This window comes from Caldovatus aquaticus (assembly GCF_019458025.1).
In the GTDB taxonomy this organism is placed as follows: Bacteria; Pseudomonadota; Alphaproteobacteria; order Acetobacterales; family Acetobacteraceae; genus Caldovatus; species Caldovatus aquaticus.
The window spans coordinates 1-16,968 of the sequence record NZ_JAHZUY010000073.1 but is presented as its reverse complement, the minus strand read 5'-3'; the positions used below and the strand labels follow the sequence as shown (position 1 = coordinate 16,968).

Sequence of the window (16,968 nt, the reverse complement as noted above, 5' to 3'; positions counted from 1 at the left end):
ACAGGCGGCGCATCTGCGCGGGCGAGAGGAGGAAAGGCGGCTTTGGGCCGGGCATGGCGGAACCTCCGCCATGCTCAGAATCATACACCCTCGCGTCGCTCCAAGCGATTAATGGGTCCCGAGCCTAGAGGAACCCCACGGGGTCCACGTCCACCTGCACCCGCACGCCGCTTGGCACCGCGACGCGCGCGAGCCACGCGCGCAGGAGCGGCTGCACCGCCACGTCGCGCCGCGTCTTGAGCAGGAGCCGGCGGCGGTGCCGCCCGCGCAGCAGCGCGAGCGGCGCCGGCGCCGGCCCCAGCACCTGCACCCCCTCGCCGCGCGGCGCGGCGAGGCCGAGGTCGCGCGCCGCGCGGTCGGCCTCGCGCTCGTCCTCCGCGCTCACGATCAGCGCCGCAAGCCGCCCGAAGGGCGGCCAGCCGCCAGGCCGCCGCGCCGCCGCCTCGGCGCGCATGAAGGCATCGAGGTCGCCGCTCACCAGCGCCTGCATCACCGGATGCTCGGGCGCGAAGGTCTGCAGCAGCACGCGCCCGGGCCGCTCCTCCCGCCCGGCGCGGCCGGCGACCTGGTGCAGGAGCTGCACGGTGCGCTCGGCGGCGCGCAGGTCGCCGCCGGCGAGGCCGAGATCGGCGTCCACCACGCCGACCAGCGTCAGGTGCGGGAAGTGCCAGCCCTTGGCGACGATCTGGGTGCCGATGATCAGGTCCACCGCGCGGTCCCGGATCGCCTGCGCCGCCGCCGCGGCCGCCGCGGGGCCGGGGAGGGTGTCGCTCGCCATCACCAGCCGCCGCGCCTCCGGCCAGAGCACGCCCGCCTCCTCCAGCACCCGCTCCACGCCGGGGCCGATCGGCACCAGCGCGCCGGTCGCGCCGCACTCCGGGCAGGCCGGCGGCGGCGGCTCGGCGTGGCCGCAATGGTGGCACTGCAGCCGCCGCTGCGCGCGGTGCTCGACCAGCCAGGCGGAGCAGTTCGGGCAGCGCAGCCGGTGCCCGCAGGTGCGGCAGAGCGTCAGCGGCGCGTAGCCGCGGCGGTTGAGGAACAGCATCGCCTGCTCGCCGCGCGCCAGCGTCTCCGTCACCGCCGCGATCAGCGGCGGCGAGAGGAAGCGGCCGCGCTCCGGCGGATGCTTGCGCAGGTCCACCGCCTCCACCGCGGGCAGGGACGCGCCGCCATGCCGGTGGTCGAGGTGCAGGCGCGCATAGCGCCCCTGCTCGGCGTTGGTCAGCGTCTCCAGCGACGGGGTGGCGGAGACCAGGACGCAGGCGGCCCCGGAGAGCCGCGCCCGCACCACCGCCATGTCGCGGGCGTGGTAGACGACGCCCTCCTCCTGCTTGAACGCGGTCTCGTGCTCCTCGTCCACCACGATCAGGCCGAGGTCGGGGAAGGGGAGGAACAGGGCGGAGCGCGCCCCGACCAGCACCGGCGCCTTGCCCTCCGCCACCGCGCGCCAGGTCTCGCGCCGCGTCTTCGCGGTCAGCTCGGAGTGCCACAGCGCCGGCGCCACGCCGAAGCGGCGGCGGAACCGCTCCAGCCACTGGGCGGAGAGGGCGATCTCCGGCAGCAGCACCAGGGCCTGGCGGCCCTGGCGCAGGCATTCCGCCACCGCGTCGAGATAGACCTCGGTCTTGCCCGAGCCGGTCACGCCGGTGAGCAGCGTCACGCCGAAGCGCCGCGCCGCCACCGCCACGCGCAGCGCCCGCGCCGCCTCGGCCTGCCCGCCCGCCTCCAGCGGAGGGCCGGGATGCTCCGGATCGGGCGGCGCGAAGGGCGCGGCGGCCTCCGGCAGCAGGGCGGGCACCAGGTAGCCGGCATCGGCGAGGCCCCGCACCACGCCGGGCGAGACCCCCGCCGCCTCGGCCAGCGCGGCGCCGGAACGCACCTCGCCCGGGGCGAGCAGCGCCAGCACCCGCCGGCGCTCCGGGGTCAGCCGCACCGCGCCCCCGGGCGGCGGCTGCGGGGCCAGGGCCCAGCCTGCCGGCCGTGGCGGCGGCCCGAGCGCGGCAGGCACGCTCATCGCCATGCGCAGCACCGCGCCCGGCGGGCTGAGGGTGTAGGCGGCGACCCATTCGACGAAGCGGCGGAGGCTCGCCGTCATTGGCGGAACCTCCAGCACCTCGAACACGTCCTTGAGGCGCGCGGCCGGCAGGTCGGGATCGGGCTCGCCGTCCCACACGACGCCGATCACGTCCCGCCGATTGAACGGAACGACCACGAACGCCCCCGGCGCGAGGGACATCCGGTGCGGAATGCGGTAATCATAAGTGCCTGCCTCGAGAGGCAGCGGGAGAAGGACACGGACCCGTGGCGCGGAAGCAACACCTGGCGTGTCTTTCATGTCTCTGTGCTTTCGCCGGCCCTCTCCCATGAGCTATGCTTAATTAGAATAAAACTGGAACGATTGCCGCTCGCTGGTTGAGCTCCGCGCCAAGGATACCGCCTCCTCATGAAGTTCTTCGTTGATACCGCCGATGTGGGCGAGGTCCGCTCGCTCGCCGAGGCGGGGCTGGTGGACGGCGTCACCACCAATCCCAGCCTGGTGGCCAAGACCGGCCGCCGGCTGGCCGAGGTGATCGCCGAGATCTGCGCCGTCACCCCCGGCCCCGTCTCCGCCGAGGTCACCGCGACCGACTTCGAGGGCATGCTCGCCGAGGGGCGGCACCTGCGCCGCATCGCCCCCAACGTCGCGGTCAAGGTGCCGCTCACCGAGGCCGGGCTGCGCGCCTGCCGGACCCTGGCGGAGGAGGGCGCGCAAGTCAACGTCACCCTCTGCTTCAGCCCCGCCCAGGCGCTGCTCGCGGCCAAGGCGGGGGCGACCTTCGTCTCGCCCTTCGTCGGCCGGCTCGACGACATCGCCGCCGACGGCATGCAGCTGATCGCCGACATCGTCACGATCTTCCGCAACTACCCCCACCTCCGGACCGAGGTGCTGGTCGCCTCGATCCGGCACCCGATGCACCTGGTGCAGGCCGCCAAGCTCGGCGCCCATGTCGCCACCCTGCCGCCGGCAGTGATCCGCCAGCTCCTCCGGCACCCGCTGACCGACCGCGGGCTCGAAGCCTTCCTGGCCGACTGGAAGAAGACGGGGCAGAGCATCCTGTGACAGCGCACGGCAGTACCAGCACCGCCGCCGCCAGCGCCGCGACCGCGGCGCCCGCCTCGGCCACCGCCCGCGCGGGCGAGGAGCGCGGGCCCGCCGACCCGGAGGCAGAGGCGGTCGCGGCCTTCCTGCGGGCCCATCCCGAGTTCCTGGCCGAGCGGCCCGAGCTCTACCGTGTCCTGCTGCCGCCCCGGCGCGTCCATGGCGAGGTCTTCGCCGACCACATGGCCGCGATGCTCGCCGCCGAGCGCAACCGCCTCCGCGCGATCGAGGCGGAGATGGACGCCCTGCTCGCCGACGGGCGGGCGGGGGCCGGCCTGGCCGTCCGGGTCCGCCTCGCCGTGCTGGCGCTGATGCGCGCCACCGACGTGGTGGAGACCGTCACGCAGGAGCTGCCCGCGCTGCTCGGCGTCGAGACCTGCAGCCTCGCCGCGGAGCCGGCGCCGGCGCAGCCCTACCGCCGCCACGCGGCGCCCGGCTGGACGCGCGGCGTGCTGCCGCTGCCGCAGGGCACCGTCGCGCGCCTGCTCGGGCCGGGCCGCGACGCCGTGGTGCGGTCCCAGCCCACCGACCGGGAGATGCTGCACGCCGAGGCCGCACCGCTCGTCGCGCGCGACGCCCTGGCCCGCGTGCCGCTGTTCGGCGCCGGCCCCATGCTGCTGGCGATCGGCGCCCGCGAGCCCGCCGCCCTGCCGGCGCGCCAGGCGGCCGCGACCATCGCCTTCCTCGGCCGCGCCGTCGGGGCGGCGCTGGCGCGCGGCTAGGCGGGCGCGGGGCCGGCGGGCCATGACGGCCGCCGCGGACCTGCGCCTCGCCTACCTCGACTGGCTGGCGCGGGAGCGCCGCGCCAGCCCGCACACGGTCGAGGCCTACGGCCGCGACCTCGCCGACCTGCTCGGCTTCCTCGCGCGCCACCGCGGCGGGGAGGAGCCCGACCTCGCCGCGCTGGCGGCGCTGCGCCCGGCGGATCTGCGCGGCTTCCTCGCGCATCGCGCAGCGGAGGGGGACGGCGTTTCGACCCGCGCCCGCAAGCTCGCCGCCGTGCGCGGCTTCCTGCGCTTCCTCGCGCGCCGCCATGGCCTCGCGCCGGTCGCGCTGGCCGGGCTGCGCGGGCCGCGCCCCAGGCCCCCCGTGCCGCGCGCGCTGGGCGAGGCCGAGGCGCGCGCCGTGGCGCGCGAGATCGGCGAGGGCGCGCGCACGCCCGCCCTCGCGGCGCGCGACCGGGCGCTGTTCACCCTGCTCTACGGCTGCGGCCTGCGCATCTCGGAGGCGCTCGCGCTCGACGTGCGCGACGCGCCGCGCGCCGGGGCGGACGCCGCGCTGCGCGTGCGCGGCAAGGGCGGCAGGGAGCGGGTGGTGCCGGTGCTGCCGGCGGTGCGCGAGGCGATCGAGGCCTGGCTGCGCCAGCACCCCGATCCGCGCCCCGAGCGGCCGCTGTTCCTCGGCGCGCGCGGCGGGCGGCTCGACCCGGCGGTGGCGCAGCGGGCACTGCGCGCGTTCCGGCGCCTCAACGGCCTGCCGGAGCACGCGACGCCGCACGCGCTGCGCCATTCCTTCGCGACGCATCTCCTCGGCGGCGGCGCCGACCTGCGGGCGATCCAGGAGCTGCTCGGCCACGCCAGCCTCTCGACCACGCAGCGCTACACGGCGGTGGACGCCGCCGCGCTGCTCGCGGCCTGGCGCAAGGCGCACCCGCGGGCCGATTGACGCCGCGCGGCTCACTCCCCCGGCGGGGGCGCGCCGGCGCCGGCCCCCTGCGCCGCGTCGCGCCGCCGCGCCTCGGCCAGCGCGGCCTTCGACAGGAGATGCGCCGTGACCGGCGCCGTGATGAACAGGAACAGCGTGATCGCGAGCTCGCGCAGGCCCGCGCCGTCCTCCCGCGCGCCGACATGCGCGAGCGAGGCGAGGACGATCGCGCCGACCCCCAGCGTCGTCGCCTTGGTCGGCCCGTGCATCCGCGTGAAGAAGTCCGGCAGGCGGGCGAGGCCCACCGAGCCGAGCAGGGTGAAGCCGCCGCCGACGAGCAGCAGGAGGCTGACCAGGATCTCGCCGGGCATGGCGCCGCTCACTCGATGATGTCGCCGGAGAGGAGGAACTTGCAGAGCGCCACCGTGCCGACGAACCCCATCATCGCGACGATCAGCGCGGCCTCGAAGTACACCGCGGTCCCGAGGCCGATGTCGAGCAGCATCACCAGCGCGATCGCGTTCACGTTGAGCGTGTCGAGGGCGAGGATGCGGTCGGGCCGGCTCGGGCCCCGCACCAGCCGCCAGAGGCTGAGCGCCATGGCGAGCGCGACCATGCCGGTCGCCGCCGGAACGGCGAAGGTCGTCAGCATCCGAATACCTCCTTGAGGGGCGCCTCGTAGCGGGCCTTGATGCGCGCGACGGCCGCCGCCGGGTCCTCGACATGCAGCGCATGTACCAGCAGCACGCCGCGCCCGCGGTCGATCTCGACCGAGACCGTGCCCGGGGTGAGCGAGACGATGCTGCCGAGGATGGTGGCGACGAAGGGATCAGCGATGGCGAGCGGCACCTCGAGGAAGGCGGGGCGCAGCCGTGCGACGGGACCGGCCACCCGCCGCGCGACCTCGATGTTCGCCACGACGATGTCGGCGAGCACCACGGCGAGCAGCCGAAGCCCCGCGCCGGGCGCGCGCAGCCGCGGCGGGTCGGGCCAGAAGGCGCGCGTCGCCGGCGGCAGGCCGATGGCGAGCGCGAGCGCGATCAGCACCTGGCCGCGCCCGGGGGCCTCGGCGAGGATCAGCCAGAGGCCGAAGATGAGAAGGCTCATCACGGGCTGCGGCAGCAGGCGGCGGAGCGTCTTCATTACGGCCGCCGCTCCCGCGCCGCCGGCGGCAGGTCCCGCGGCAGCACCGCCTCGAGGTAGGGGCGGCGCGCCGCCACCTGCTCCGCCGTCGCGCGCGCATGGGCCGAGAGCGGGGCCGCGCCGAGGACCAGCAGCGGCACGAAGCCGACCGCCACCGCCAGAGCGAGGCCGAGGCGCGGCGGCGCCGCCCGCCCGACCGCCGCGCGCGGCTCGCTCCGCTCCCAGAACAGCACGCTCGCGGCGCGCGCCAGCGCCAGCGCGGCGACGAAGCCGGAGAGGAGGAAGCTGGCCCACATGGCGTAGCCCGCGGGGGTGGCCGGCGCCGCCGCCAGCAGCATGACCTTGCCGAGGAAGCCGGAGAGCGGCGGCAGGCCGGTCACGGCGACGGCGAGCGCCAGGTAGGCGCCGCCGACCAGGCCCGGGCGCGGCAGGCGCGGGCCGCGCCGGATCCGGTCCCGCGCCTCCTCGCCGCGCGTGGCGGCGATGTGCCCGGCCAGCAGGAACAGCCCCGCGCTGACCAGCGTGGTGTGCGGCAGGTAGTAGAGGACGGCCGCGAGCATCGGCGCGCTCCCCTCCGCCACCCCGGCCGCGAGCATGCCGGTGGAGAGCAGCAGCAGGTGCGCCGCGATGGCGCCGAGGCTCGGCGCCGCCAGCACGCCGAGCGTCGCCGCCACGACCGTGCCGATCGCCGCCGGCATCAGCCAGGGCGCGACGAGCCCCGCCGCCGCCGGCGCGTCGTCCGCGAGCGCGACGGAGGAGAGGCGCAGCAGGGCGTAGATCCCGACCTTGGTCAGCACGGCGAACAGCGCGGCGACCGGCGCCGCGGCCGCGGGATAGGCGTGGGGGAGCCAGAAGCCGAGCGGAAGCAGCGCCGCCTTGAAGGCGAAGACCCCCGCGATCAGCGCCAGCCCGGCCCGCGCCGGCGCCGCCTCCTCCAGCGGCAGCGCGGCGAGGCGCCCCGCGACGTCGGCCAGGTTCAGCGTGCCGAGCGCGCCGTAGAGCAGGGCCAGCCCGACGAGGAAGACCAGGGAGGCGGCGAGGTTCAGCACCACGTAGTGCAGTCCGGCCCGGACCCGCGCCGCGCCGGCCCCGTGCGCGAGCAGGGCGTAGGAGGCGATCAGCAGCACCTCGAAGAAGACGAAGAGGTTGAACAGGTCGCCGGTGAGGAAAGCGCCGTTCAGCCCGGCGAGCTGCATCTGGAAGAAGGGGTGGAAATGCCGGCCCTGGAGGTCCGTGCCGTCGGTCGCGGCGAGCAGCGCGGGGACGGCGACCGCCGCGGTCACCGCCACCATGGTCGCCGACAGCCGGTCCGCCACGAGGACGATGCCGAAGGGCGGCGGCCAGGCGCCGATCGCGACGACCGCGACCGCGCCCTGCGCCGTCGCCGCCAGAAGCAGGACCGCGACCGCCGCGAGCAGCGCCACCGCGGCGAGGCCGACGCCGCGCAGCACCGCCGCGCCGGCGGAATGCACGGCGAGCAAGAGGATCGCCGCGACCATCGGCACCAGCACCGGCAGCACCGGAAGGTGGGTCACCGTTCTCCCTCCCCGCCGTCCACGTGGTCGCCGCCCGTCTCCGCGCTCGCCCGCAGGGCCAGCGCGACGAGGAAGGCGGTGGTGCCGAAGCTGATGACGATGGCGGTGAGCACCAGGGCCTGGGGCAGGGGATCGGCGAGGCGCTCCGCCTCGCCGAGGACCAGCGGCGGGGCGTCGGCGGCCAGCCGCCCGGAGGCGAAGATCATCAGGTTCGCGGCGTAGGAGAGCAGCGTCAGGCCGAGCACGACGGAGAAGCTGCGCTCGCGCAGCAGCAGCCAGGTCCCCGCCGCGACCAGGACGCCGATGCCAGCCGAGACGAGCAGCTCCATCAGCCCTGTCCCCCGCAGGCCGCGGGACGCAGCTCCCGTTGGCTGAGCCGCCCGAGCTCGGAGAGGACGAGCAGCACCGTCGCCACCACCACCAGATAGACGCCGAGATCGAACGCCAGCGCCGAGGCGAGGTGCGTCCTCCCCACCAGCGGGATCGGCACGTAGCCGTGCGCGCTCGTCAGGAAGGGAGCGCCGAACGCCATGCTCGCCATGCCCGTGCCGGCGGCGAGCGCGAGGCCGAGGGCGAAGAGCCGCAGATGGTCCACCCGCAGCCGCGCCGAGGTGATGTCGAGGCCCACCGCCAGGTATTGCAGGATGAGCACGATGCCGGTGATCAGCCCGGCGATGAACCCGCCGCCCGGCAGGTTGTGGCCGCGCAGCAGGATGTGGAAGGCGACCGTCAGCGCCAGCGGCAGCAGCGGGCGCATCAGCATGGCGAGCATGACCGGGTGGCGGTCCGCCTCGGAGGCGGCGCGCAGGGCATGGGGGCGCAGCCGCAGCCCCTCCAGCAGCGCGTGCGCGCCGAGCGCGGCGAGCGCCAGCACCCAGATCTCCCCCAGCGTGTCGAAGCCGCGGAAGTCCACCAGGATGACGTTGACCACGTTGGTGCCGCCGCCGCCCGGCACCGACTGCTCGACGAAGAAGCCGGAGACGGTCTCGAAGGGCCGCGTCAGCAGGGCGTAGGCGAGGGCGGCGGCGCCGAGCCCCCCGGCGCCGGCGATCGCTGCGTCGCCCAGCCGGCGCCGGCGCGGCGCGTCGGTGGCGCGCGCCTCCTCGGGCAGGAAGCGCAGCGCGAGCAGCAGGAGCACGATCGTCACCACCTCGACCGAGAGCTGGGTCAGCGCGAGGTCGGGCGCCGAGAAGCGGAGGAAGGTGAGGGAGACGATCAGCCCGACCACGCTGGCGAAGACGACGGCGAGCGGGCGGCGCCGGTGCAGCCCTGCGCAGCCGAAGGCCCCGACGGCGAGGGCGACCAGCGCGCCGATGGCCACCGGATCGGCGGGGATGACCGCCCCGTGCGGCGGCGCCAGCCCGGCACCCGCGACCGCATGCAGGCCGAGGCCGAGCGCGGCGAGCAGCAGCAGCGCCACGTAGCGCCGCAGCCTGCCGGTATCCATCGCCGCCATGAGCAGGCGCGCCGCCGCCGCCGCGGCGTTGTACACCCGCTCGAAGGCCGCGGGCCCGCCGACGAGCGGGGCGAAGCGCTCATGCAGATCGAAGAGGACGCCGCGGAAGCGGTACCACAGCGCGCCGCCGGCCAGCGCCACCGCGCTCATCGCCAGCGGCAGGTTGAAGCCGTGCCAGGGCGCGAGCTCGTAGGGCGGCGGCGGCCCGCCCAGCGCGGCGGCGGAGGCGGTCCGGAGCAGCGCGCCCACCGAGGATTGCGGCAGCAGCCCCACGACGAGGCAAAGGAGGGAGAGGATCCCGACCGGCACCCGCATCCACAGCGGCGGCTCGTGCGGCGTGCGCGGCAGGCCGACCGGCTCGCCGTGGAAGAAGACGTCGTGGATGAAGCGGAGGGAGTAGGCGACGGAGAGCACGCCCGCGAAGGTGGCGAAGGCCGGCAGGGCGTAGGCGTAGCCCGCGACCGGGGGCTCCTGCAGCGTCTCGGCGAAGAACATCTCCTTGCTCAGGAAGCCGTTGAGCAGCGGCACGCCGGCCATCGCGGCGGCGGCGACCATCCCGAGGACCGCCGTCTGCGGCATGTAGCGGAACATGCCGTTGATGCGCCGCATGTCGCGCGTGCCGCACTCGTGGTCGATGATGCCGGCGGCCATGAAGAGGGACGCCTTGAAGATCGCGTGGTTGATGATGTGGAACACCGCCGCGACCGTGCTCAGGGGCGATTCCAGCCCGATCAGGAGCGTGATCAGCCCGAGATGGCTGATGGTGGAGTAGGCGAGCAGCCCCTTCAGGTCGTGCTTCAGCAGCGCGACATAGGCGCCGTAGGCGAGCGTCACCGCGCCGGTGCCGCTGACGAGCGCGAACCACAGCTCCGTCCCCGACAGCACCGGGTAGAGGCGGGCGAGCAGGAAGACGCCGGCCTTCACCATTGTGGCGGAATGCAGGTAGGCGCTGACGGGCGTCGGCGCCGCCATCGCGTTGGGCAGCCAGAAGTGGAACGGGAACTGCGCCGACTTGGTGAAGGCGCCGAGCAGAACCAGCGCCAGCGCCACGGGATAGAGCGGGTGGGCGCGCACCGCCTCGCCCGCCGCCAGCACCGCCGAGAGCTCCAGGCTGCCGGCGATGCGGCCGAGCAGCAGCACGCCGGCGAGCAGCGCGAGGCCGCCGCCGCCCGTCACGGCCAGCGCCATGCGCGCGGCGATCCGCGCCTCGCTGGCGTCGTGCCGGTAGGCGATGAGCAGGAAGGAGGCGAGGCTGGTGATCTCCCAGAAGATCACCATCAGCAGCAGGTTCTCGGACAGCACCACGCCGAGCATGCCGCCGGCGAAGGCGAGCAGGATGCCGAAGAAGCGCCCGAGCCCGTCCTCCGGCGGCATGTAGTAGGCGGCGTAGAGGATCACGAGCTGCCCGATGCCGAGGATCAGGATCGCGAACAGCAGGCCGAGCCCGTCGAGGCGGAAGGCGAGGTCGAGCCCCCATTCCGGCAGCCACGGCCAGCGGAGGACGGTGACCGTCCCGGCGAGGGCGGCGGGCGCCAGCGGCGCGACCGCCAGGGCCGCGATCCCCAGCACGGCCGCGCTCGACCAGGCGGCGACGCCGCGGCCCGACCGCGCGAGCAGCGGCACCAGTGCGGCGCCGAGGAGGAGGGCGAGGATGGAGAGAGGAAGGCCGGCGAGGGTCATGCGTTGTGTCTTTAGCGTGTCCGGAGCCTTCCGGTGGAGAGCGGCGGCGCGCGGCAGCGCGGGAGGGGCGCGGGCGGCGCATCCGCCGGCGCTCGCCGTGCCGGCCGGGAAATGCGCGGCACCCCGGCGCGCGCCGTGGACGCCGCCCGGTCCGCGGAGACGCGCGCGGAGTCGACGACGGTCGGCGGAGATGCGCGCATCGCAGGCTCGGCCCGCCGGCTCGCGTTCTCGCCGCCGGACCCGCCGCCACGCCGCCCCACCTTTACCGCCTGCGCCCGCTCGAGGAGCGGCGGCGCGGCGCAACGGCATCGCGCTCCGGCCGCCGGCGCGGCGAGACGGCACCGCGTGCGCTCCGGGGCCCGCGAGCCGCAACGCCGCCGCTGCCACCTGCCGAGGCAACGGTCCCGTCGCTGGACAGTCCCTCCTGCCCGCGTTAGATTGCCGGTGCGTGATGGGGATGGAGTCCCCCGACAACCGCTTCCGCTCCTCCGGGGGGTGGGAAGCTGATGGCTCCTACCGCGGCGCAGGCCGGCGGTAGGGGTGTGTCCGAAACCCGCCGCCGCGGCGGGTTTTTTGTTGCCCCCCCGCCCGGTGGCCGATCGGCGGCCGGTCTCGGCCGGCCGCAGCGGAGGGAGCCGCATGAAGGAGATCCGGTCTGACCGGGCGCTTCGGATCGTCCGCTCCGGTGACGCCGCGGCGGAAGGGGAATGCGCGCGACGGTCGCCGGGCCGGGCGGCGCAGCCGGCTCGCGGCCGACCCGTCGGTCGGGCGCGGCGGGAGCGCAGGCGATGACCGGGATCTGGGCGATCGCCGCGCTGTGGCTCGGCCTTGCGCTGCTCGCCACGCTGCTGTCGCTCCGGCTGCGGCTGGCCACCGCCCTGTCCGAGATCCTCGTCGGCACCGTCGCGCAACTGGCGATCGGCGCGGCCCTCGCCGGCACCGTCGCCCTCGGCGCCGACGAGACCTGGGTCAGGTTCGTCTCCGGAACCGGCGCCATCCTGCTCACTTTCCTCGCCGGCGCCGAACTCGACCCTGACGTGTTCCGGGCCCGGTGGCGGGAGGCCGGAGCCGTCGGCCTGGTCAGCTTCCTGGCTCCGTTCCTCGGCTGCGCCGCGCTCGCCCGCTACGTCCTGGGCTGGGATCCGGCGGCGAGCTGGCTCGCCGGGGTCGCGATGTCGACCACCTCCGTCGCGGTGGTCTATGCCGTGATGCTGGAGTTCGGCTTCAATGCCACCGACTACGGCAAGGCGGTGCTCGCCGCCTGCTTCGTCACCGATCTCGGGACGGTGCTGGCGCTCGGGCTGCTGTTCTCGCCCTTCACCTGGCGCACGCTGGTCTTCGCCGGCGCGCTCGTGGCCGCGGTCCTGGTCCTGCCCTGGCTCACGCCGCGCTTCTTCCACGCCTACGGCGGCCGGCCGTCGGAACTGGAGAGCAAGTACATCCTGCTGCTGCTGTTCGCCCTCGGCGCCCTGGCGAGCTGGGCGGACAGCGAGGCGGTGCTGCCCGCCTACGTCGTCGGCATGGTCCTCGCCGGAACGGTCGGGCGCGACCACATCCTGATCCGGCGGCTGCGCACGCTGTGCTTCGGCTTCCTGACGCCGTTCTACTTCATCCGCGCCGGCTCCTTCGTCTCGGTCCCCGATCTGGTCGCCGCGCCGGCGGCGTTCCTGCTGCTGCTTCTCGGCAAGCTCGCCACCAAGCTCGCCGGGGTGTATCCGGTGGCGCGCGGATTCGGCCAGCCGCGCCAGGAAGGCATGTACACCACGCTGCTGATGTCCACGGGCCTCACCTTCGGCACGATCGCCTCGCTGTTCGGCCTGGCGCACGGCGTCATCGGCCAGGCGCAGTATTCAGCCCTCGTTGCCGCCGTGATCGCGAGCGCGGTGGTCCCGACGCTGGTCGCCAACGCCTGGTGCCTGCCGCGGCACCTGCTGCCCGAAGACCTGCGGGAGGAGGAGCGGCCTGCGCCGGCCGCCGCCCGCCCAGCGGCGGGCGGGCCGGCCGCGGCGGCCGCCGGCGGCGCGGCCCGGGACGCGCCATAGGGACGCGGAGCGGTCGGAAGCATGGGGACCTACCTCGCCATCGGCCTCGGCACCGCACTGGGCGGGATGGCGCGATACTGGTGCTCGGGCGCGGTGGCGCGGCGCTGGGGCGAGCGCTTCCCCTGGGGCACGCTGGTCGTCAACCTGCTCGGCTCGTTCGCGATCGGCCTCCTCGCCGGGCTCGCCGCGCTGCCCGTCGGGGACGGCGGCCCGCTCCTCGCCCCGGATCTCGCGCGGTTCGCGATGGCGGGCCTGTGCGGCGGCTTCACCACCTTCTCGAGCGTCAGCCTGCAGACCCTGACCCTCGCGCGCGAGGGCGAGTGGCTCCACGCGGCGGGCAACGTCACCGCCTCGGTGCTGCTGTGCCTCGGCGCGGCCTGGCTCGGCCTCGCCGCGGCCTCGGCCGCCCTGGCGATCGCGAAGGAGGCCTAGATGCAGATCCCGAAGGACGCGCTGCTGCTGCGCATCTTCGTCGGCGAGGGCGACCGCTGCGGCCACCAGCCGCTCTACGAGGCGATCGTGCTGAAGGCGCGCGAGATGCATCTCGCCGGCGCCACCGTGCTGCGCGGGCCGATGGGCTTCGGGCGGTCGAGCCGGCTGCACACCGCCAAGATCCTGCGCCTGTCCGAGGACCTGCCGATCGTCGTCGAGATCGTGGACAGCGAGGAGAAGATCCGCGCCTTCCTTCCCGTGCTCGACGCCATGATGGGCAGCGGCCTGGTCACGCTGGAGAAGGTGGAGGTCCTCCAGTACGGGAGCGCCGGGCTCCAGGAACGCTCCGGACTGGCGTGACCCTCCCCGCCGCCGATTGCCCGCGGCGCCGCCGGCGGCCAGAACGCCCCGGCGAAGGCGGCCTGCGTGGCGCAGGGGGGCGCGTGGGGCCGCGCCCGCCCGGGCGCGCGGGGTGGGGGCGAGTGGCGGCCCCCGGGTGCAGGCCGCAGCGAAGGGGGCGGCGATGCGGATGTACTGGTGGGTTGCCCTGGGGAGCGGGCTCGGGGGGATGGCCCGCTACGGGTGCACCGAACTCGCGGCGGCGTGGCTCGGCGGGGCCTTCCCGTGGGGAACGGTAGCGGTCAACGTGCTCGGCTCGTTCGCGATCGGCTTCTTCGCCGCCTTCAGCGGGACGGAGAGCCGCGTCAACGTGCCGGCCGAGGCTCGCGTCTTCGTCATGGTCGGCCTGTGCGGCGGCTTCACCACCTTCTCGAGCTTCAGCCTGCAGACCCTGGAGCTGCTCCGGGACGCCGCCTGGCTCGCCGCGGGGGCGAATGCCGGAGGCTCGGTCGCCCTGTGCCTGCTGGCCGCCTGGCTCGGGCACGCCAGCGCCGCCGCCCTCAGCCGGGTTCCGCGCGGCCGCTAGCGTCCCTGCCGTCCGGCCTGGCTGCGCCGCGCCGCCGGCCGTTTCGGCCCGCTACATCGCCATCTCCGGTTCGGCCGCGACCCGCGCCTTCGGTTCCTCGGGGATCTCGGTCATCGTCGCCTCGGTCAGCAGCAGGACGCTCGCCACCGAGACCGCGTTCTCGAGCGCGACGCGCACGACCTTCGTCGGGTCGACGATGCCGGCCTCCACCAGGTCCATGTATTCCTTGCGCGCGGCGTCGAAGCCGCGGCTGCCGTCGCCCTCCAGCATCCGCGCCACGACGACGCCGGCGTCCAGGGAGGAATTCTCCGCGATCTGGCGCGCCGGAGCCTCGAGCGCGCGCCTCAGGATCTGCGTGCCGGTGCGCTCGTCGCCGTCGCAGCGTTGCCCTTCCGCGGCGACGGCGGCGGTGCAGCGCAGCAGGGCGAGGCCGCCGCCCGGCACGATGCCTTCCGCGACCGCCGCCTTGGTGGCGCTGATCGCATCGTCGAGCGCCTCCTTCCTGGCCTTCATCTCCGCCTCCGAGGGGGCGCCGGCGCGGATCACCGCCACCCCTCCGACCAGCTTGGCGAGCCGCTCCTGCAGTTTCTCCCTGTCGTAGTCGCTGGTGGTCTTCTCGATCTCGCGGCGGATCTCGCGGGCGCGGGCCTCGATCTCGGAGCGCTCGCCGCCGCCGCCGACGACCGTCGTGGTGTCCTTGTCCACGACCACGCGCCGGGCCCGGCCGAGCTGGGCGAGGCGCGCGTGCTCGAGCGCCAGGCCGAGCTGCTCGGAGATCACCGTCGCGCCGGTGAGGACCGCGATGTCCTGCAGCATCGCCCCGCGGCGGTCGCCGAAGCCGGGCGCCCTGACGGCGCAGCTCCGCAGCGTGCCGCGGATCTGGTTGACGATGAGGGTGGCCAGCGCCTCGCCTTCCACCTCCTCCGCCACCACCAGCAGCGGCCGGCCCGCCCCCGCCACCTCGTCGAGCAGCGGGAGGAGGTCCTTGACGCCGCTGATCTTCCTGTCGGAGAGCAGGATCAGCGCGTCCTCCAGCACCGCCTCCATCCGGTCGGGATTGGTGACGAAGTAGGGCGAGAGGTAGCCGCGGTCGAACTGCATGCCCTCCACCACCTCGAGGGTCGTCTCGGTGGTCTTCGACTCCTCGACCGTGATCACGCCCTCGTCTCCGACCCGCTCCATCGCGTCGGCGACCAGCTCGCCGATCGCCGGATCGTTGTGCGCCGAGATCGTCGCCACCTGCGCCTTCTCCCGGCGGGTCCGCACCGGCCGCGACAAGCCGCGCAGCGCCTCGATCGCGGCCCGCAGGCCGCGGTCCAGCCCGCGCTTGAGGTCCACCGCGCTGGCGCCGGCGGCGACGTTGCGCACCCCGTCGGCGAGGATCGCGTGGGCGAGGACGGTCGCGGTGCTCGTGCCGTCGCCGACCACCTCGCCGGTCTTCTCCGCCGCCTGGCGCAGCATCCGGGCGCCGAGGTTCTCCTCCGGGTCCTTCAGGTCGAACTCCTTGGCGATGGTCACGCCGTCGTTGCACACGATCGGCGCGCCCCACTTCCTCTCGATCAGGACCGACTTCGAGCGCGGGCCGAGGGTGACGCGCACCGCGTCGGCGAGCTGGGTCGCGCCGCGGAGGATCTTCTCGCGCGCGGCGGAGCGGAACAGGACCTGCTTGTGCGCCATCTCGGCCGCCCTCCGATCTCGTGGCCGGTTGCGCCGGCCGGCTCCGGCGGGTCGCGCCGGCGTGCGCGGTGCGCGGCCGCGCGGGCGGACGCGGCGGAGTCGCGGAACGGCCCCGGACCGGGCCGGGGCCGTCCGCGCCGTCGCTCAGGTGCCCTGCTTGATCTCGATCTTCTTCTGCCGCGCCGCGGCCTCCGGCGTCTTCGGCAGGGTGATGGTCAGGACGCCCTTCTCGAACTTCGCCTCGATCTTGTCGCGATCGACGCCCTGCGGGAGCGGGAAGGAGCGCTGGAAGGAGCCGAACCGGCGCTCGGAGAGGTAGTAGTTCGCCGTCTTCTCCTCCCTCTCCTCCTTCTTCTCGCCGCGCAGGGTCAGCATGTCGTCCGAGAGCGTCAGCTCGACGTCGCGCGCGTCCATGCCGGGCAGCTCGGCGGTGATGCGGTATTCCTTCTCGTCCTCGACGATATCCACCGCCGGCGCGGGCGTGCCGAAGGCGGTCTCGATGCGCCAGGGGGTCGGCAGCTCCGCTCCGATGCGGCGCAGCGTCCGGCTCGGAGCGAGCCCGAAGTTGCGCACGACGTTATCGAACATGCGGTCCATCTCGTCGCGCAGCGCGGCGAGCGGCTGCCACAGCCCCTCCCACCCGGCGGAGGGGGCCACGGCCTTGCGTTCGGCCTTGGCGGGCGTCTTGGTCGTCGCTTCGCTCATCGTGCTCTCCTCGTTTCCGGCACGCCGTCCTTCCCGGCCGCTGTCGCGGGCCCGGCAAGGGACGGCCACGCCGCGCAGACGGCACCACGGCAGGCGGGGAACCACGTTGATGCATGTCAACGCGTCCGATCACGGGCCCGTGCGCGCCGCGGGCGCCGGGCGCAAACCAGCGGGGCGCCAGCGGTCGTCCCGCTTCTGCCGGCGCGCCCTGCCGTCCGCGAAGCGTTGCCGGGCCGGCGCCGGCAGCAGGCCCCGCGGGACCGTCGCGCCGCGCGGGCGGGCGACGAACGGCCGGATGCGCGCGGCGCCGGACCTCGCCGCGCGGCGGAACCGCTGGCGACCGGCGCCGCGATCGCGCCCCGCCGCCGGCCGGCTCCCGGTCCTCAGGCGGCCGGCCTGCCGCGGGCCGGCGTGCCGCCGGGCGCGCCGAACACCGCCGCCCGCTCGCCTTCCTTCCAGAACGCGCGGATCTCGCCCGGCAGCGCCTCCGCCACCTTGTGCACCTGGCCGGGGTCCACGTGATGCGCGAGCGTCCGCAGCACCGCGAGCGTGGCGTCGCGCACGTCCATCGGCCGCGTGCCGCGCAGGCC

17 protein-coding genes and 1 riboswitch are annotated in these 16,968 nt (G+C 75.2%); of the genes, 7 read left to right on the top strand and 10 right to left on the bottom strand.

Annotated features, from left to right (window positions below; genetic code table 11):
* Positions 1–124: 124 nt before the first annotated feature.
* Complete coding sequence (locus K1J50_RS16915) at positions 125–2,335, bottom strand: primosomal protein N' (protein WP_220118940.1); 2,211 nt, start codon at positions 2,333–2,335, stop codon at positions 125–127.
* A 108-nt stretch (positions 2,336–2,443) separates the two neighbouring features.
* Between K1J50_RS16915 and fsa the strand changes: the two genes are divergently transcribed.
* From fsa to K1J50_RS16900, 3 genes are read left to right on the top strand one after another with little or no spacing between them, the layout of a single operon-like run.
* Positions 2,444–3,100, top strand: a complete 657-nt coding sequence (gene fsa / locus K1J50_RS16910; protein WP_220118939.1) for a fructose-6-phosphate aldolase — start codon at positions 2,444–2,446, stop codon at positions 3,098–3,100.
* Entirely contained in the window at positions 3,097–3,861 is a 765-nt protein-coding gene (locus K1J50_RS16905) for a DUF484 family protein (RefSeq protein WP_220118938.1), read from the top strand. Before fsa ends, K1J50_RS16905 begins: the two co-directional genes overlap by 4 nt.
* 22 nt (positions 3,862–3,883) lie before the next feature.
* Positions 3,884–4,804, top strand: coding sequence for a tyrosine recombinase XerC (locus K1J50_RS16900; RefSeq protein WP_220118937.1), 921 nt, complete (start codon positions 3,884–3,886; stop codon positions 4,802–4,804).
* An 11-nt stretch (positions 4,805–4,815) separates the two neighbouring features.
* On the opposite strand, the gene K1J50_RS16895 is transcribed toward K1J50_RS16900, so the two are convergent.
* Genes K1J50_RS16895 through K1J50_RS16870 form a run of 6 tightly spaced genes read right to left on the bottom strand, consistent with a single transcriptional unit; the run spans position 4,816 to position 10,597 of the window.
* Positions 4,816–5,154, bottom strand: a complete 339-nt coding sequence (locus tag K1J50_RS16895) for a Na+/H+ antiporter subunit G (protein ID WP_220118936.1) — start codon at positions 5,152–5,154, stop codon at positions 4,816–4,818.
* Positions 5,155–5,162: 8 nt separating this feature from the next.
* The gene (locus K1J50_RS16890) at positions 5,163–5,435 is read right to left on the bottom strand and encodes a K+/H+ antiporter subunit F (protein ID WP_220118935.1); all 273 of its coding nucleotides are present in this window, start codon (positions 5,433–5,435) and stop codon (positions 5,163–5,165) included.
* Positions 5,429–5,926, bottom strand: coding sequence for a Na+/H+ antiporter subunit E (locus K1J50_RS16885; RefSeq protein ID WP_220118934.1), 498 nt, complete (start codon positions 5,924–5,926; stop codon positions 5,429–5,431). Before K1J50_RS16885 ends, K1J50_RS16890 begins: the two co-directional genes overlap by 7 nt.
* Positions 5,926–7,461 (bottom strand): monovalent cation/H+ antiporter subunit D, encoded by a 1,536-nt coding sequence (locus K1J50_RS16880; protein ID WP_220118933.1) that lies wholly within the window; start codon positions 7,459–7,461, stop codon positions 5,926–5,928. Before K1J50_RS16880 ends, K1J50_RS16885 begins: the two co-directional genes overlap by 1 nt.
* The gene (locus K1J50_RS16875) at positions 7,458–7,790 is read right to left on the bottom strand and encodes a Na+/H+ antiporter subunit C (protein ID WP_220118932.1); all 333 of its coding nucleotides are present in this window, start codon (positions 7,788–7,790) and stop codon (positions 7,458–7,460) included. Before K1J50_RS16875 ends, K1J50_RS16880 begins: the two co-directional genes overlap by 4 nt.
* Positions 7,790–10,597, bottom strand: a complete 2,808-nt coding sequence (locus K1J50_RS16870; protein WP_220118931.1) for a monovalent cation/H+ antiporter subunit A — start codon at positions 10,595–10,597, stop codon at positions 7,790–7,792. The genes K1J50_RS16875 and K1J50_RS16870 overlap by 1 nt, the downstream gene beginning before the upstream one ends.
* A gap of 444 nt (positions 10,598–11,041) precedes the next feature.
* Positions 11,042–11,120: riboswitch (Fluoride riboswitch) on the top strand.
* Between the two features lie 265 nt (positions 11,121–11,385).
* Between K1J50_RS16870 and K1J50_RS16865 the strand changes: the two genes are divergently transcribed.
* From K1J50_RS16865 to crcB (K1J50_RS16850), 4 genes are all read left to right on the top strand, one after another.
* Positions 11,386–12,639, top strand: coding sequence for a cation:proton antiporter (locus K1J50_RS16865; protein WP_220118930.1), 1,254 nt, complete (start codon positions 11,386–11,388; stop codon positions 12,637–12,639).
* Positions 12,640–12,660: 21 nt separating this feature from the next.
* Positions 12,661–13,071, top strand: coding sequence for a fluoride efflux transporter CrcB (gene crcB / locus K1J50_RS16860; RefSeq protein ID WP_220118929.1), 411 nt, complete (start codon positions 12,661–12,663; stop codon positions 13,069–13,071).
* Complete coding sequence (locus K1J50_RS16855) at positions 13,072–13,431, top strand: DUF190 domain-containing protein (RefSeq protein WP_220118928.1); 360 nt, start codon at positions 13,072–13,074, stop codon at positions 13,429–13,431.
* Positions 13,432–13,594: 163 nt separating this feature from the next.
* Positions 13,595–13,996 carry a fluoride efflux transporter CrcB gene (gene crcB, locus K1J50_RS16850; protein WP_220118941.1) on the top strand — a complete coding sequence of 134 codons (402 nt, stop codon included), beginning with the start codon at positions 13,595–13,597 and terminating at the stop codon, positions 13,994–13,996.
* Positions 13,997–14,047: 51 nt separating this feature from the next.
* On the opposite strand, the gene groL is transcribed toward crcB (K1J50_RS16850), so the two are convergent.
* From groL to K1J50_RS16835, 3 genes are all read right to left on the bottom strand, one after another.
* Positions 14,048–15,673 carry a chaperonin GroEL gene (gene groL, locus K1J50_RS16845; protein ID WP_220118927.1) on the bottom strand — a complete coding sequence of 542 codons (1,626 nt, stop codon included), beginning with the start codon at positions 15,671–15,673 and terminating at the stop codon, positions 14,048–14,050.
* 144 nt (positions 15,674–15,817) lie between these two features.
* On the bottom strand, positions 15,818–16,378 hold the full coding sequence (locus K1J50_RS16840) for an Hsp20/alpha crystallin family protein (protein WP_220118926.1): 561 nt from the start codon (positions 16,376–16,378) through the stop codon (positions 15,818–15,820).
* 383 nt (positions 16,379–16,761) lie between these two features.
* A partial coding sequence (locus K1J50_RS16835; RefSeq protein ID WP_220118925.1) for a DUF2267 domain-containing protein occupies positions 16,762–16,968 on the bottom strand: 207 nt, incomplete at its 5' end.

Excerpts from the sequence above, each read along its gene's own strand:
- K1J50_RS16915 (WP_220118940.1), bottom strand. The coding sequence starts at position 2,335 with ATGAAAGACACGCCAGGTGTTGCTTCCGCGCCACGGGTCCGTGTCCTT.
- fsa (WP_220118939.1), top strand. The coding sequence starts at position 2,444 with ATGAAGTTCTTCGTTGATACCGCCGATGTGGGCGAGGTCCGCTCGCTC.
- K1J50_RS16900 (WP_220118937.1), top strand. The coding sequence starts at position 3,884 with ATGACGGCCGCCGCGGACCTGCGCCTCGCCTACCTCGACTGGCTGGCG.
- K1J50_RS16895 (WP_220118936.1), bottom strand. The coding sequence starts at position 5,154 with ATGCCCGGCGAGATCCTGGTCAGCCTCCTGCTGCTCGTCGGCGGCGGC.
- K1J50_RS16890 (WP_220118935.1), bottom strand. The coding sequence starts at position 5,435 with ATGCTGACGACCTTCGCCGTTCCGGCGGCGACCGGCATGGTCGCGCTC.
- K1J50_RS16885 (WP_220118934.1), bottom strand. The coding sequence starts at position 5,926 with ATGAAGACGCTCCGCCGCCTGCTGCCGCAGCCCGTGATGAGCCTTCTC.
- K1J50_RS16875 (WP_220118932.1), bottom strand. The coding sequence starts at position 7,790 with ATGGAGCTGCTCGTCTCGGCTGGCATCGGCGTCCTGGTCGCGGCGGGG.
- K1J50_RS16870 (WP_220118931.1), bottom strand. The coding sequence starts at position 10,597 with ATGACCCTCGCCGGCCTTCCTCTCTCCATCCTCGCCCTCCTCCTCGGC.
- K1J50_RS16865 (WP_220118930.1), top strand. The coding sequence starts at position 11,386 with ATGACCGGGATCTGGGCGATCGCCGCGCTGTGGCTCGGCCTTGCGCTG.
- crcB (WP_220118929.1), top strand. The coding sequence starts at position 12,661 with ATGGGGACCTACCTCGCCATCGGCCTCGGCACCGCACTGGGCGGGATG.
- K1J50_RS16855 (WP_220118928.1), top strand. The coding sequence starts at position 13,072 with ATGCAGATCCCGAAGGACGCGCTGCTGCTGCGCATCTTCGTCGGCGAG.
- crcB (WP_220118941.1), top strand. The coding sequence starts at position 13,595 with ATGCGGATGTACTGGTGGGTTGCCCTGGGGAGCGGGCTCGGGGGGATG.
- groL (WP_220118927.1), bottom strand. The coding sequence starts at position 15,673 with ATGGCGCACAAGCAGGTCCTGTTCCGCTCCGCCGCGCGCGAGAAGATC.
- K1J50_RS16840 (WP_220118926.1), bottom strand. The coding sequence starts at position 16,378 with ATGAGCGAAGCGACGACCAAGACGCCCGCCAAGGCCGAACGCAAGGCC.